This window comes from Pseudomonas sp. S5F11 (genome assembly GCF_019641515.1).
Taxonomy (GTDB): domain Bacteria; phylum Pseudomonadota; class Gammaproteobacteria; order Pseudomonadales; family Pseudomonadaceae; genus Aquipseudomonas; species Aquipseudomonas rhodesiae.
This window is the reverse complement of the sequence record NZ_JAIFJZ010000001.1, coordinates 1,040,539-1,056,322: the sequence shown is the minus strand read 5'-3', so window position 1 is coordinate 1,056,322 and position 15,784 is coordinate 1,040,539. Positions and strand designations below refer to the sequence as shown.

Sequence of the window (15,784 nt, the reverse complement as noted above, 5' to 3'; positions counted from 1 at the left end):
CAAATTTGAAAGCACGCCAGGTTTAGCTGTCGTAGCCCAGGTTCGGCGCCAGCCAGCGTTCGGTCACGGTCAGATCCTGGCCCTTGCGTGCGGTATAGCTGGCGACTTGGTCTTTATCGATCTTGCCCACGGCAAAGTATTGCGCCTGGGGATGGGCGAAATACCAGCCGCTGACGGCCGCTGCCGGGAACATCGCATAGTGCTCGGTAAGGAACACACCGCTGCGCCCGGCGTGCATTTCGCGGGCTTCGGGGTCCAACAGTTGGAACAGTTGGGCTTTCTCGGTGTGGTCCGGGCACGCAGGGTAGCCGGGGGCAGGGCGGATGCCGCTGTACTGCTCTTTGATCAGCGCCTCGTTGTCCAGTTGTTCATCCTTGGCGTAACCCCAGTGCTCCTTGCGCACCTGCTGGTGCAGCCACTCGGCGCAGGCTTCGGCCAAGCGGTCGGCGAGGGCTTTGACCATGATTGAGTTGTAGTCGTCGCCGGCGTCCTGGTACGCCTTGGCCACTTCTTCGGCGCCGATGCCAGCGGTAGTAATAAAGCCACCGATGTAGTCGGTCACGCCGCTGTTCTTGGGGGCGACGAAGTCGGCCAGGGAGAAGTTCGGCTTGCCGTCGGTCTTGATGATCTGTTGGCGCAGGTGATGCAGCTTGGCGAGGGGCTGACCATCGTCGCCGTAGACCTCCAGGTCATCCTCGTCGACCTGGTTGGCCGGCCAGAAACCGAACACCGCACGGGCGCTGATGAGTTTTTCGTTGATCAACTTATCGAGCATGGCCTGGGCATCGGCGTACAGCGCGGTCGCCGCTTCGCCCACCACTTCATCGGTGAGGATGCGCGGGAATTTGCCCGCCAGGTCCCAGGAAATAAAGAACGGCGTCCAGTCGATGTATTCGGCCAGCACCCTCAGGTCGATATTGTCCAGGACCTTGGCGCCAGTGAAAGTCGGCGTCACTGGGGTGTAGTTGGCCCAGTCGAACTGCGGCTTCTTGGCGATGGCGGCCGCGTAGCTCAGGCGCTCGGTGCGCGCACTGCGGTTGGAGGTGCGTTCGCGCACTTCGATGTAGTCCTGGCGGGTTTTCTCGACAAAACCAGCCTTCAATTCCTTGGACAGCAGTTGCGTAGCCACGCCCACCGCGCGAGAGGCGTCGGTCACATAGATCACTGCATCGTTGCTGTACTTGGGTTCGATCTTCACCGCCGTGTGTGCCTTGGAGGTGGTGGCGCCGCCGATCATCAGCGGCAGGTGGAAGTCCTGGCGCTGCATTTCGCGCGCCACATGCACCATCTCGTCCAGGGACGGCGTGATCAGCCCCGACAGCCCGATGATGTCGCACTTCTGTTCCTTGGCCACTTGCAGGATTTTCTCCGCCGGCACCATCACACCCAGGTCGACGATGTCATAGCCGTTGCAACCCAATACCACACCGACAATGTTCTTGCCGATGTCGTGCACGTCGCCTTTGACGGTAGCCATCAGGATTTTGCCCTTGGCTTCTGGCTTATCGCCTTTTTCCAGCTCGATAAAGGGGATCAAGTGGGCCACGGCCTGTTTCATCACCCGGGCGGATTTCACCACCTGGGGCAGGAACATTTTGCCAGCGCCGAACAGGTCGCCGACGATGTTCATGCCGGACATCAGCGGGCCCTCGATCACTTCGATCGGGCGCGCGAACGACAGCCGCGATTCCTCGGTGTCTTCGACGATATGGGTGGTGATGCCCTTGACCAGCGCATGCTCCAGACGCTTGTTGACGTCCCAGCCGCGCCATTCTTCTGTCTCGGCTTCCTTGACGCTGCCATCGCCCTTGTATTTGTCGGCAATGGCAAGGAGGGCGTCGGTGCCGTCCGGGGTGCGGTTGAGGACCACGTCTTCCACCGCGTCGCGCAGCTCGGCGGGGATCTGATCGTAGATCTCCAACTGGCCGGCGTTGACGATGCCCATGGTCAAGCCATTGCGGATCGCATGCAGCAGGAACACCGAGTGGATCGCCTCGCGCACCGGGTTGTTGCCGCGGAACGAGAACGACACGTTGGACACACCGCCGGAACTCAGCGCATACGGCAGCTCATCGCGGATGTAGGCGCAGGCGTTGATAAAGTCGACCGCGTAGTTGTTGTGTTCCTCGATACCGGTGGCGACCGCGAAGATGTTCGGGTCGAAGATGATGTCTTCCGGCGGGAAACCCACTTCATTGACCAGAATGTCGTAGGAGCGTTTGCAGATTTCTTTCTTGCGCGCTTCGGTGTCGGCCTGGCCGGCCTCGTCGAACGCCATCACCACCACCGCCGCGCCGTAGCGCTTGCACAGTTTGGCGTGGTGGATGAACTGCTCGACGCCTTCCTTCATGCTGATGGAGTTGACGATGCCCTTGCCCTGGATGCACTTGAGGCCGGCCTCGATCACTTCCCACTTGGAGGAGTCGATCATGATCGGGACGCGGGAAATGTCCGGCTCGCCGGCAATCAGATTGAGGAAGGTCACCATGGCCTTCTTCGAATCGAGCATGCCCTCGTCCATGTTGATGTCGATCACCTGGGCGCCGGCTTCCACCTGCTGCAGGGCGACTTCCAGGGCTTCGGTGTAGTTGTCCTCACGGATCAGCCTGGCGAACTTGGCGGAACCGGTGATGTTGGTGCGTTCGCCGACGTTGACGAACAGCGAGTTGCGATCGATGGTGAACGGCTCCAGCCCCGACAGGCGGCATGCCTTGGGAATGTCCGGGATCACGCGCGGCGCATAACCGGCCACGGCCTTGGCGATGGCTTCGATATGGCCCGGCGTGGTGCCGCAGCAACCGCCGACGATATTGAGAAAGCCGCTCTGGGCGAATTCTTCGATGACCTTGGCGGTCTGCGCCGGCAACTCGTCGTACTCGCCGAATTCGTTGGGCAGGCCGGCGTTGGGGTGCGCGGACACATGGGTGTTGGCCTTGTTGGACAACTCTTCCAGGTACGGGCGCAGTTCGCTGGCCCCGAGGGCGCAGTTCAGGCCCACGGAAATCGGCTTGGCGTGGGCTACCGAGTTCCAGAACGCTTCGGTGGTCTGGCCCGACAGAGTCCGGCCGGAAGCGTCGGTGATGGTGCCGGATATCATGATCGGCAGCTCAAGGCCCAGTTCCTCGAACACCCCTTGCACGGCGAAGATCGCGGCTTTGGCGTTGAGGGTGTCGAAGATGGTTTCGATCAGAATCAGGTCGGCGCCGCCTTCGATCAAGCCCTTGGTGGCCTCGGTGTAGTTCTCCACCAGTTCATCGAAGGTTACGTTGCGGTAGCCGGGGTTGTTCACGTCGGGCGACAGCGAGCACGTGCGGCTGGTCGGGCCCAGTACACCGGCGACAAAACGCGGCTTGTCCGGGTTCTCGGCGGTCTTGGCATCGGCAATCTTGCGCGCCAGGCGTGCGCCTTCGACGTTCAGCTCATAGGCCAGTTCTTCCATGCCGTAGTCGGCCATGGAAATCCGCGTGGCATTGAAGGTGTTGGTTTCGAGGATGTCGGCGCCGGCATCCAGATAAGCCTTTTCGATCCCGCCGATCACGTCGGGGCGGGTGATCACCAGCAGGTCGTTGTTGCCCTTGACGTCGCTGGGCCAGTCGGCGAAACGTTTGCCACGGTAGTCGTGTTCTTCCAGTTTATAGCTCTGGATCATCGTGCCCATGCCGCCGTCGAGGATCAGGATGCGTTCCTTGAGGGCGTGGTGAAGAGCTTGCAGACGAGCGCTACGATCGGACATGGGACTACTCTGGTCAGGCATTACGGAGGGCGTGGATCATAGCAAACCTGTGCGGATTTGGAGCATGCCTGGGTTTTGCATGAATATCGTTCATGTTGCCAGCAGGCATGGCCCGGTAGAATCACCGGCAATTTTTCAGCGTACCCCTTGAATCGGGACCGATCCATGTTACTTCGTTCACTCGTCTGCGCCGCATTGGCCTTGCTCGCCAGCACCGTCCACGCCCAGAGTCCCGTTCCGGCAATCTCCTACACCCGCGATATCCAACCGATTTTCACCGAGAAGTGCGTGGCCTGCCATGCGTGCTACGACTCCGCCTGCCAGTTGAACCTGGGCAGTGGCGAAGGTGCGGCGCGGGGCGCGAGCAAAGTACCGGTCTACGATGGCGAACGCAGCCAGGCAACCAAGCCGACCCGTCTGTTCTATGACGCCTTCGGCAAGGCCGCCTGGCAGCGCGAGGGGTTCAGTTCGGTGCTGGATGCCCAGGGCAGTCAGGCTGCCTTGATGGCGCGCATGCTGGAGCTGGGACATCGTCGCACGCCCTTGCAGCCCAATGGCAAGCTGCCCGACGACATTGTGCTGGGCCTCAATCGTGAAAACATGTGCCCCTTGCCGGGGGAGTTCGACGCCTATGCCGGCGCCCATCCCAATGAAGGCATGCCGCTGGCGGTCACCGGGCTGACCGACCAGCAATACCAGACACTGCAACGCTGGCTGGCCTCCGGGGCGCCCATCGACGAGCAAGGCGTGGCACCCAGTGCCCGCGAAGCGGCGCAGGTGCTGCAATGGGAAAACCTGCTCAACGCCCCCGGCGCCCGCGAAAGCCTGGTGGCGCGCTGGCTGTTCGAGCACCTGTTTATCGCCCATCTGTACTTCGAGGGCGGTGAGCCGGGGCATTTCTTTCAGTGGGTGCGCTCGCGCACGCCCAGCGGCCAACCGATTGACCTGATCAACACCCGTCGCCCCAACGACGACCCGGGCACGCGGATTTACTACCGTTTGTGGCCGATCCAGGGCGTGATCGTGCATAAAACCCACATCACCTATCCGCTCAGTGCGCAGAAAATGGCGCGGATCAAAGCCTTGTTTTATGGCAGCGACTGGCAGGTCAGCGCGTTACCGGGCTACGGCCCAGGGCGGCGTGCCAACCCGTTCGAGACCTTTGAGGCGATCCCGGCCCAGGCGCGCTATCAGTTCATGTTGGATAACGCCGAATACTTCGTGCGTACCTTTATTCGCGGGCCGGTGTGCCGTGGGCAGATCGCCACGGACGTGATCCGCGATAACTTCTGGGCTTTGTTCCAGGCCCCGGACCATGACCTGTACATCACCGATGCGCGCTATCGCGGCCAAGCCACACCGTTGCTGGCGATGCCGGGGCAGAACGATGACGTGGGCAGCGTGCTTAGCCTGTGGCTCAAATACCGCGACAAACGCAACCAGTACGAAGCCCTGCGCCGCGACAGCTACGCAGACCTGCCGGCGCCCAGTTGGTCGACCCTGTGGGCCGGTAATGATAATGCGCTGTTGAGCATCTTCCGTCACTTCGACAGCGCGTCGGTCAATAAGGGCCTGATCGGCGAGGTGCCGCAGACGATGTGGCTGTTCGATTACCCGTTGCTGGAGCGCACCTATTACCAGTTGGTGGTCAATTTCGATGTGTTCGGCAATGTCTCGCACCAGGCCCAGACTCGCCTGTATTTCGACCTGATCCGCAATGGCGCCGAGCAGAACTTCCTGCGCTTGATGCCGGCGGACTCTCGCGAGGACTACCTCGACGACTGGTACCAGAACAGCGGCAAGCTCAAGCTTTGGCTGGACTACGAAGCCATCGACGATGATAAGCCCACTGGCCTGCACCTGGATAAGAAGGACCCGAAACGCGATTTCGCCCAGCAGTTGCTCGCCCGCTACGGCGACTTGAACGTCAGCCCTGACCCGATCAATCGTTGTACCGGCGCGTACTGCTCGCGTGAGGGCATCGATCCGGTGCTGCAGGACGTCGACCAGGCCCTGAGCCGCCTTGCATCGCGCCCGGCGGCTGGGCTCAAAGTGATCAATCAATTGCCCGAAGCCACGATGCTGCGCGTGGAAACCCCAAGCGGCAAACGTGAGGTCTACAGCCTGTTGCGCAACCGTGCCCACAGTAACGTAGCGTTCCTGCTAGGGGAGGCGTACCGCTACCAGCCGGGGCTGGACACGCTGACGGTCTACCCTGGGGTGATGAGCAGCTACCCGAACTTTATGTTCAATATTCCCGCCGGGGACGTGCCGGAGTTCGTCTCCCGCATGGAGCAGGCCCAGGACGCCGAGAGCTTTGAGAAGATCGTCGATCACTGGGGCGTGCGTCGCAGCCATCCGCAGTTCTGGGCGTATTTCCACGACCTGTCGCGCTACCTCCACGAGACCACTCCACTGGAAGAGGGCGTGTTGGACATGAATCGTTATCAAAACCTCTGACCTACGTGACCGGCTTTTCCGACAAAAATACTGGGACTTTGTAACTCTGTAATGATTTGGCGTAAACTGCCGGCAAGCCTGTGAGGAGTTTCCATGACTGCCATAACCATTACCGACGCCGCCCACGATTACCTGGCCGACCTGCTGTCCAAGCAGAACACCCCAGGCATCGGCATCCGCGTCTTTATCACCCAGCCCGGCACCCAATACGCCGAGACGTGCATTGCCTACTGCAAGCCCGGTGAAGAGAAACCTGAAGACACTGCCCTGGGGCTGAAAAGCTTCACCGCATACATCGATAGCTTCAGCGAAGCGTTTCTCGACGACGCGGTGGTGGACTACGCCACCGACCGTATGGGCGGCCAGTTGACCATCAAGGCGCCGAACGCCAAGGTGCCGAACGTCAACGCCGACAGCCCGGTGAACGAGCGCATCAACTACTACTTGCAAACCGAGATCAACCCAGGACTGGCCAGCCACGGCGGTCAGGTGAGCCTGATCGACGTGGTCGAAGATGGCATCGCTGTGTTGAAGTTCGGCGGCGGCTGCCAAGGCTGCGGCCAGGCCGACGTAACCTTGAAGGAAGGCATCGAGCGCACCTTGCTGGAGCGTATCCCGGAGCTCAAGGGTGTGCGTGACGTGACCGACCATACGCAGAAAGAAAACGCCTACTACTGAGTAAGGCGTTCGCTGCGAACAAAAAAACGGCGCCCCGTGAGCGCCGTTTTTTTTGGTTTAAATTCAGTTGGTTGAGATATTTATCTCATAAATCAGATTAAGTGATGAAAAGGCTTGCCTAAGATTGTAGTGAGTCAGCGTGGCCTTCAACTACTGGAAGTCCCTATCGGGGGCAAGCCCCCTCCCACAGTAGACCGCGTTCACTGGACGCTGCGAGGTTGCTTCATGTGGGAGGGGGCTTGCCCCCGATAGCGCCGGATCAGCAACTAAGCCGCCAACTGATACGCCTCTATAAAAATAAACTAAATCAAAAGCTTATATCTAATTGGTAAGGTTATTTATCAAGTTCGATAAAGGTGCACATGCCCCGCCCGATACAACGACGACTCACTGAAGCAGTCACTTGCCAACACCCGACCCACTAAAATCAACGCCGTGCGCCGAAACCCTTTGGCAACGACTTTCTCGGCAATATCCCCCAGCGTCCCTGTCACCCAATCCTGATCTGGCCAGGTTGCGCGATGCACCACGGCGATCGGGCAATCCGCACCGTAGTGTGGGAGCAGTTCGGCGACGATCTTTTCCAGATGGTTGACCCCCAGGTGAATCGCCATGGTGGTGCCATGTCGAGCCAAGCTGGCGAAGTCCTCGCCGGCGGGCATGGGGGTCTTGTCGGCGTAGCGCGTCAGGATCACGCTCTGGGCGATGTCCGGCAGGGTCAGTTCGGTTTCCAGCAAGGCCGCGCAAGCGGCAACGGCAGTCACGCCGGGGATGATCTGGAATGGGATGCCCAGTTCACGCAAGCAGCGAATCTGCTCGCCGATGGCTCCATACAGGCTCGGGTCGCCGGAGTGGACTCGCGCCACATCGAAGCCATTGGCGTGGGCGGTCTGGATCAATTCAATGATCTGTTCCAAGTGCAGCTCAGCGCTGTTGACCACCTGTAAGGCTTGATGGCCCTCCAGCACCGCCGCCGGGACCAGTGACCCCGCGTAGATAATCACCGGGCAACTGCGGATCAACCGCTGGCCTTTGACAGTGATCAATTCCGGGTCGCCGGGGCCGGCGCCGATAAAGTAGACGGTCATGGAGCGTTCCTGTGAAAAAACGGACGAGCATGAAGATTGTTCATGATCGGGGAGGGCGATTATCGGGTTTTTAACCCGTGCAGGCCAATGCCACGGTGGCACGGGCGTTTTTGCGGCGGGTGATCAGCAGTCTGGCAGGGGCTGCGTCGAGCTGTTCGGCCGCTGCCAGCGCGGCGCTTTCGGCAATGCCGTAACAGCCGGTATGGGCAAAAGCCACGGCAGATTTGTGGCTCAGCCGACCTTCATATGCCGCCAAGTGCTGGGCGTTAAAGCAGCACAAGGGCAGGTCCAAGGCTGTGGCCAATGCCAGCAGCCCTGGTTCAGCGTGTTTCAGATCGATACTCGCCAGTGCAGTGAGCTGCCGGCGCTCGACGCCTGCTTCGGCCAATGCCTCATCCAGCAGCGCCAACAGGCTGTGAACCTCACAACCTCGCTGGCAGCCCAGACCGGCGACGAGGCTCATGCCGCGTAATGACTGTCGCGGTTACGCCGGAACAACCACGCGCTGATCAGGCCCAACGCCAGCCAGAACGCCATGTTGGTCAGCTGTGAAGCAATTTTGAACTGCGCTTCCAGCGCCTCCGGCGCCAGCATCGAATGCACTGCCGGCTGTGGCGCGCCAATCACATGGGGCACTACCAGGATCGCCACGCCCAGGACCTTGAGCAGCGCGTTGCGACCGAACACCAGCAGGGCGATACCGGCCGCGGTGGACGCGGCGGTGCCGATCCACCAGGTCTGACGCAGCGCCAGGTCAGCCGCTGCGGTGCCCGGCAGTTCCGGCGGCAGGCCCAGGGTGGGTGCCAGCACGAAAGTCGCATAACCGGCCAAGCCCCACAGCAGGCCCTGAGCCGTGCGGGTCGGGGCGCGCAGGGTGTAGAGACCGGCCAGCATCAAGGCAAAACCGACGGCCACCACCAGGTTGCCGGCGGTGGTCGACAGCACGCGCTGCCAGCCATCTTCCGGCTCCCAGGCCTCTGCGTCGTGGGTATGCGCGGCCGTACCGGCGGCGTGTTCATGGGCTGCCGGTGCCTGCTCGAAGGTCTCGGCCTGCAAAATCAGCGGAGCCACCCAGAAGCTTTGCAGCAGTGTCAGCAGCAGGGCGGCCAGCAGGCCAGTGAATCCTGCGGTTTGCGCAATACGCTTAATCATCTCGGCAGGTCTCAGTGGCACGGGAACGCGGCGCTGTGGCGGGTATCGTGGGCGGCGTTATGCACCGCCTCGATGTGGGAAAAGCCGGCGAAGTACACCAGGCACGCGCCGAGGATCGACGCACCGATGGCGGCGGTCAGGCGTTGGCTCAGGGTAGTGGTGCCGCTGGTGGCGGGCGAAGTGCTGCTGATGATCGACATGGCGCGTCCCTTTCAGGTGTCTGGGGTGGGGACGTGCGCATAAAAACCCCGCGAGCCGGACCCGCAGGGTTTGAACAGCGCCCGCCCACCGCGGGTTTGTTATCTGATTTTTTCGGGCCGGTCTCCGGGCTTGCGAGGGGGCTCTGCCAAGAACCCTTAAAGCGTCGCCTTCCCATGCTCAAGCACAGTGGCCGTGACGCTTCGCTCGCTTACCGTTGCGGGGGCAGCACCGGACTGACCATCGCAAGATGGCGCACCGGTTTCCCGTTTCACCCTGTGAAGGGCACCCGAAACAAGGCCTGTAGGAAAGCATGCAGAGCAGCGGTAGTCAAATTCACCATCCCCCTGTAGCCTTGCACCTTCGAGGTTCTTCGGCCCAGGTCGAAGCTAAGAAGGGAACGCGGTCCAAGCCGCGGCTGCCCCCGCAACTGTGAAGGGTTCAGTTGACTGCCACGCCACTGCCATCAGGCGGGAAGGCGCAGTCAGCGCCGGTCTTGCGACCCGAACGCCCCAAGCCAGGAGACCTGCCTCGTCACCGATTTTTTAATTCAACCGGGCGGGGTGATCCGGTGACGAAATCCGCTGCTGCGCGCCTGCGCAGGGCCTATCGTCCCGTATGCCCGCCCCCAAGGGCATCCGATGAAAACACTGGCCAAACTTCCCGTCACCATCGTTACCGGCTTCCTCGGCTCGGGCAAAACCACGTTGCTGCGCCATATGCTCGACAACGCTCAGGGCCGTCGCATTGCGGTGATCGTCAACGAGTTCGGTGAGTTGGGCATCGACGGCGAGATCCTCAAACAGTGCTCCATCGGCTGCACCGAGGAAGAAGCCAACGGCCGCGTGTATGAGCTGGCCAACGGCTGCCTGTGCTGCACCGTGCAGGAAGAGTTCTTTCCGGTGATGCGCGAATTGGTGGCGCGCCGTGGCGACCTCGACCATATCCTGATCGAAACCTCGGGCCTGGCCCTGCCAAAACCCTTGGTCCAAGCCTTCCAGTGGCCGGAAATCCGCAGCGCCTGCACGGTTGACGCGGTAATCACCGTGGTCGACAGCCCAGCCGTGGCCGCCGGCACTTTTGCTGCGTTCCCGGATCAGGTCGACGCTCAGCGCAAGCTCGACCCGAACCTGGACCACGAATCGCCGCTGCACGAACTGTTCGCCGACCAACTGGCCAGCGCCGACCTGGTGATCCTCAACAAGTGCGACCTGATCAGCCCCGATGACCTGGCCCGTGTGCGCCTGGAAGTCGCCGAAGAACTGCCGCCGGCGGTGAAGATCGTCGAAGCCAGCAGCGGTCGCTTGCCCCTGGAGGTACTGATCGGCCTGGGCGCAGGCTCCGAGGAACACATCGACGCGCGTCACAGCCATCACGATCATCACCACGAAGGTGAAGACGATCACGACCACGACGCGTTCGACTCCATCTCCATTGATCTGCCACAGGCCGACGAAGCGCTGCTGCTCGACGCCCTGACGCAATTGGTGGTGCAGCACGGCATCCTGCGCGTCAAAGGTTTCGCCGCTATCCCCAACAAACCGATGCGCCTGCTGATTCAGGGCGTGGGCACCCGTTTCGACAAACACTTCGACCGCGCCTGGACGGCCGACGAGCCGCGCACCACGCGCCTGGTGCTGATCGGTCAGGACCTGGACGCCGCCGGCCTCGAAGCGCAACTGCGCGCCGCGCTCAGCGTTTAACCCATGCACCTGCTCAGGACTCAGCCCGGCGGTTTTGTCGCGGACGACAATATTGCCGACCTTGGCCAGACGCCCGCCGAACTGGTGGTCCTGTGCAGCGGCGATTCCAGCTTGGCGCTACTGGCCGAAGCAGCCCGGCAACTGCCCGACGACTACCCCAGCCTGCGCCTGGCCAACCCCATGCAGGTGCAGAACCATGCCTCGGTGGACCTGTACGTCGACGAGGTGCTGCGCCACGCGAAAGTCATTCTGATTTCGCTGCACGGCGGTATCGGTTACTGGCGCTATGGCGTCGAGCGCCTGGTGGAGCTGGCCGAGCGTGGGGTGACGTTGATTCTGGTGCCGGGGGATGATCGCCCGGACCCGGAACTCAGCGGCCTGAGCACGGTTGACCCCGAACAGCGCGACCGCCTGTGGCAGTTCTTGCGCCAGGGCGGGTTGGGTAATGCGCTGGATTTCTATCGCTGCCTGGCCAGCGCTCACCTGGGCCGTGACTATGCCTGGGCCGAGCCGCACACCTTGCCGCGCACGGCGATTTATCACCCGCGCCACGCCAACCCGCGCTTGAGCGATTGGCAGGCGGATTGGCGCGCCGAGTGGCCGGTGGCGGCGGTGCTGTTCTATCGCTCCCATCTGCAGGCGGCCAATACCTGCTTTATCGATGTGTTCTGCCAGCGTCTGCAGGCGGCGGGGCTTAACCCGTTGCCGATGGCGGTGGCGAGTTTGAAAGAGCCTGGCTGCCTGACGGTGGTCGAGGATCTGCTGGACGAGGTCGGCGCGGCGGTCATTCTCAACACCACCGGCTTTGCTCAATCCAGTCCGGAGGCGCCGCATTTACGCCCGTTTCGGCGCAATATCCCGGTGATCCAGGCGATCTGCGCCCAGGACAACCAGCCCGGCTGGGAGGCCAGCGAACAGGGCCTGGGGCCCCGTGACCTGGCCATGCACATTGCCTTGCCGGAGCTGGACGGGCGCATCATCAGCCGGCCGATCAGCTTCAAGGATTTGGCCTGGCGCAGCGAGCGCAGCCAGTCCGACGTGGTGTGCTATCGCGCCGCGCCCGAGCGCATGGATTTCGTCGCCGAACTGGCGCGGCGCTGGGTCGAGCTGGCGCGGGTGCCGAATGCGGAAAAACGCATCGCCCTGGTGCTGGCCAACTACCCGACCCGTGACGGTCGCATCGGCAACGGCGTCGGCCTGGACACTCCGGCGGCGGCGCTGAATATCCTGCGCGCGCTGCAAACCGAGGGCTATCCGCTGCCGGATCGACTGCCCGACAGCGGCACGGCGTTGATCCATGAACTGCTCGGTGGCGTGACCAACGACCTCGACACCCTGGACCTGCGCCCTTGCCACCAGAGCCTGGGCCTGGACGAGTACGAGGCGTTGTTCTTGCGCTTGCCCGAAGCCAACCGCCAAGCCGTGTTGCAGCGTTGGGGCGCGCCGCAGCAAGACCCGATGTGCCGCGATGGCCGCCTGATGATTGCCGGCTTGCGCCTGGGCCTGACCTTTGTCGGTATCCAGCCGGCGCGCGGCTATCAGGTGGACGCTAGCGCGGTGTACCACGACCCGGACCTGGTGCCGCCCCATGGCTACCTGGCGTTCTACTTCTGGTTGCGCCATACCTATGGCGCCCATGGCGTGATCCACGTCGGCAAGCACGGCAACCTGGAATGGCTGCCGGGCAAGGGCGTGGGCCTCTCGGAGCACTGCTGGCCGGATGCATTGCTGGGGCCGCTGCCGAACATCTATCCGTTTATCGTCAACGACCCGGGCGAGGGCGCCCAGGCCAAACGTCGTACCCAGGCGGTGATCATCGATCACCTGATGCCACCGCTGACCCGCGCCGAAACCTACGGTCCGCTGCGCGACCTGGAGCTGCTGGCGGACGAGTATTACGAAGCGCAACTGCTCGACCCACGCCGCGCCCGCGAGTTGCAGAAAGACATTCTCAAACTGGTGCGCGAAACCCGCATCGACCAGGAATTGCAGCTGGACGGCGATGCCGATGCCGCGATTTGGCTACCGCGCCTGGACACCTACTTGTGCGACCTCAAGGAATCTCAGATTCGCGACGGCTTGCACATCTTTGGCGAATCGCCCCAGGGCCGTTTGCGCATCGACACATTGCTGGCCTTGCTGCGCATTCCGCGCGGCGACGGGCGTGGCGCGCAATCGAGCCTGCTGCGCGTGTTGGCCAAGGCCTTCGCGCTGGGCTTCGACCCGCTGGACTGCGCCCTGGCCGAACTCTGGACCGGGCGGCGCCCCGAGGTGCTGCAAGGCATTGATAGTCAGCCGTGGCGCACCGCTGGCGATACCCGCGAGCGCCTGGAGCTGTATGCGGCGCAGTTGATTGAGCAAGCCTTGGACGGCCCGCTGGCGGTATTGCAGGCACCGGGCTGGGAAGAGGTGAGTGCAGTGATCGACAACCTGCGCAGTGTCGTCGCGCCGCGCCTGGACGCCTGCGGCCCGGCGGAAATGCGCGGCTTGCTGGATGCGCTGAGCGGTCGCTTCGTGCCGGCGGGGCCCAGCGGTGCGCCGAGTCGCGGGCGCCTGGATGTGCTGCCCACCGGGCGCAATTTCTTCAGCGTGGATGTGCGCAACCTGCCCACCACCACGGCCTGGCGTATCGGCTTCCAGTCGGCCAATCTGATTCTGGAGCGGCACTTGCAGGATCATGGCGATCACCTGCGTCAGCTCGGCCTGTCGGTATGGGGCACCGCCACGATGCGTACCGGCGGCGACGATATCGCGCAGGCCATGGCGCTCATGGGCGTGCGCCCGGTCTGGGCCACCGGCAGCCAGCGGGTGGACGACTTCGAGATCCTGCCGATCAGCCTGCTGGATCGCCCGCGCGTCGATGTGACCTTGCGCGTGTCGGGATTCTTCCGTGATGCCTTCGCCAACCTGATCCGCCTGTTCGACGCGGCGGTGCAGGCGGTGGCAGCGCTGGACGAACCGGACGATATGAACCCGCTTGCCGCCAAGGTGCGCAGCGAGCGCGAGGCATTGCGTCAATCCGGGCTGGACGACGACGCGGCAGCGAAACAGGCCGGTTGGCGCATCTTCGGTGCCAAGCCGGGGGCCTATGGCGCTGGGGTGCAGGGCGCGATTGATGGGCGTTTGTGGCAAAGCCGTGCGGACCTCGCCGAGGTCTACCTGAACTGGGGTGGCTACGCCTATGGCGGGTCCGACGAGGGCACCGCCGCCCGTGAGCAGTTTGCCCAGCGCCTGAGCCAGGTGCAGGCGGTGGTGCAGAATCAGGACAATCGCGAACACGACCTGCTTGATTCCAACGACTATTACCAGTTCCAGGGCGGCATGCTCGCCGCCGTGGAAACCCTGAGCGGCGACAAAGCCGCCAGCTACCACGGTGACCACAGCCAGCCGGACCTGCCGAAGATTCGCACCTTGAAGGAAGAGCTGAACCGGGTGATCCGCGCCCGCGCCGCCAACCCCAAGTGGATCGAAGGGGTGAAGCGTCATGGCTATAAAGGCGCGTTCGAGATGGCGGCCACCGTGGACAATCTGTTCGCCTTCGACGCCACCACGGCGCTGATTGACGATCATCAATATGCCTTGCTCGCCGATGCCTACCTGCTCGACCCCGACACCCGGGCGTTCGTGCAGCAACACAACCCCGACGCATTGCGCGACATGACCGAGCGCATGCTCGAAGCCCAGCAGCGCGGCCTCTGGCAGGCGCCAGGTGCTTACCGTGACGCCTTGGAAAACCTGTTGCTGGATATAGAAGAAGACAGTCAATGACCGATATTCCCCATTTCCCACTGTCCGCCGTGGTCGGCGCCGATGACCTGAAACTGGCGCTGTGCCTGGCGGCTATCGATCCCAAGATCGGCGGCGTGCTGATCGAAGGTCCGCGCGGCATGGCCAAGTCCACCCTGGCCCGTGGCCTGGCCGATCTGTTGGCCAGCGGTCAATTCGTGACGTTGCCGCTTGGGGCCACCGAAGAACGCTTGGTGGGCACCTTGGATCTGGACGCCGCGCTGGGCGAGGGGCGTGCGCAGTTTTCCCCGGGCGTGCTGGCCAAGGCCGATGGCGGTGTGCTGTATGTGGATGAAGTGAATTTGCTGCCGGATCATCTGGTGGATCTGCTGCTGGACGTGGCCGCCAGTGGCACCAACCTGATCGAGCGCGACGGCATTTCCCACCGCCATTCGGCGCGCTTTGTACTGGTTGGCACCATGAACCCGGAAGAGGGCGAGTTGCGCCCTCAACTGCTGGACCGCTTCGGCTTCAATGTGGCGTTAAGCGGGCAGACCTTGCCGGCCGAGCGCGGGCAGATCCTCCGGCGTCGCCTGGATTTCGACAGCGATCCCGCCGCCTTCTGCACCAAGTGGGCCGAACAGCAGGCAGCGTTGCGCGAGCGCTGCACTCAGGCGCGGGCGCGGCTGGACAGTATCGAGCTGGATGATCAGGCCCTGGCGCAGATTACCGAGCGCTGCTTTGCCGCCGGTGTCGATGGTTTGCGTGCTGACCTGGTCTGGCTGCGCGGCGCTCGGGCCCATGCGGCGTGGCGGGGCGCGGATGAGATTGCCGAAGAGGACATCGAAGCCGTCGCGGAACCTGCCTTGCGCCATCGTCGCCAGGAACCATCTCCACCGGCCAGCCCACCCAGCCAGGCACAGTCGCCGAAACCTTCGGACAGCTCGCCCGCTCAAGGCCAATGGGGCGATATGCCCGCGCCGGCCCTGCCTACCGGCACTCGTCGAGACGTGCCCACCTGGCCAAAAAAGCCCTAGGCATCCGCC

General features: G+C 62.8%; 10 protein-coding genes and 2 riboswitches. Of the genes, 5 read left to right on the top strand and 5 right to left on the bottom strand.

Features of this window, described 5'->3' with window-relative positions:
* Positions 1–22 precede the first annotated feature (22 nt).
* Positions 23–3,733: a methionine synthase gene (gene metH / locus K1567_RS04605; RefSeq protein ID WP_034097043.1), complete on the bottom strand. Its 3,711-nt coding sequence runs from the start codon at positions 3,731–3,733 to the stop codon at positions 23–25.
* 165 nt (positions 3,734–3,898) lie between these two features.
* Between metH and K1567_RS04600 the strand changes: the two genes are divergently transcribed.
* Both K1567_RS04600 and nfuA read left to right on the top strand, forming a co-directional pair.
* Positions 3,899–6,193, top strand: coding sequence for a fatty acid cis/trans isomerase (locus tag K1567_RS04600; RefSeq protein ID WP_220698187.1), 2,295 nt, complete (start codon positions 3,899–3,901; stop codon positions 6,191–6,193).
* A gap of 93 nt (positions 6,194–6,286) precedes the next feature.
* Entirely contained in the window at positions 6,287–6,871 is a 585-nt protein-coding gene (gene nfuA / locus K1567_RS04595; RefSeq protein ID WP_034097045.1) for a Fe-S biogenesis protein NfuA, read from the top strand.
* 341 nt (positions 6,872–7,212) lie between these two features.
* Here nfuA and cobM read toward each other — a convergent pair whose 3' ends face one another.
* The 4 genes from cobM to K1567_RS04575 form a co-directional block, all read right to left on the bottom strand.
* Entirely contained in the window at positions 7,213–7,959 is a 747-nt protein-coding gene (cobM, locus tag K1567_RS04590) for a precorrin-4 C(11)-methyltransferase (protein WP_220698186.1), read from the bottom strand.
* Positions 7,960–8,029: 70 nt separating this feature from the next.
* Positions 8,030–8,422 carry a cobalamin biosynthesis protein gene (locus K1567_RS04585; RefSeq protein ID WP_034097047.1) on the bottom strand — a complete coding sequence of 131 codons (393 nt, stop codon included), beginning with the start codon at positions 8,420–8,422 and terminating at the stop codon, positions 8,030–8,032.
* On the bottom strand, positions 8,419–9,111 hold the full coding sequence (locus K1567_RS04580; RefSeq protein WP_034137919.1) for a CbtA family protein: 693 nt from the start codon (positions 9,109–9,111) through the stop codon (positions 8,419–8,421). The genes K1567_RS04585 and K1567_RS04580 overlap by 4 nt, the downstream gene beginning before the upstream one ends.
* 11 nt (positions 9,112–9,122) lie before the next feature.
* Positions 9,123–9,311, bottom strand: coding sequence for a CbtB domain-containing protein (locus K1567_RS04575; RefSeq protein WP_034097049.1), 189 nt, complete (start codon positions 9,309–9,311; stop codon positions 9,123–9,125).
* Between the two features lie 97 nt (positions 9,312–9,408).
* Positions 9,409–9,617, bottom strand: a riboswitch (cobalamin riboswitch).
* 41 nt (positions 9,618–9,658) lie between these two features.
* Positions 9,659–9,858: riboswitch (cobalamin riboswitch) on the top strand.
* A gap of 92 nt (positions 9,859–9,950) precedes the next feature.
* Between K1567_RS04575 and cobW the strand changes: the two genes are divergently transcribed.
* From cobW to K1567_RS04560, 3 genes are read left to right on the top strand one after another with little or no spacing between them, the layout of a single operon-like run.
* On the top strand, positions 9,951–11,012 hold the full coding sequence (cobW, locus tag K1567_RS04570) for a cobalamin biosynthesis protein CobW (protein WP_034097050.1): 1,062 nt from the start codon (positions 9,951–9,953) through the stop codon (positions 11,010–11,012).
* Positions 11,013–11,015: 3 nt separating this feature from the next.
* Positions 11,016–14,780: a cobaltochelatase subunit CobN gene (gene cobN, locus K1567_RS04565; protein WP_220698185.1), complete on the top strand. Its 3,765-nt coding sequence runs from the start codon at positions 11,016–11,018 to the stop codon at positions 14,778–14,780.
* A complete protein-coding gene (locus tag K1567_RS04560) occupies positions 14,777–15,775 on the top strand; it encodes an ATP-binding protein (RefSeq protein WP_220698184.1) in 999 nt (332 codons plus the stop codon). The genes cobN and K1567_RS04560 overlap by 4 nt, the downstream gene beginning before the upstream one ends.
* The last annotated feature ends 9 nt before the right edge of the window (positions 15,776–15,784 follow it).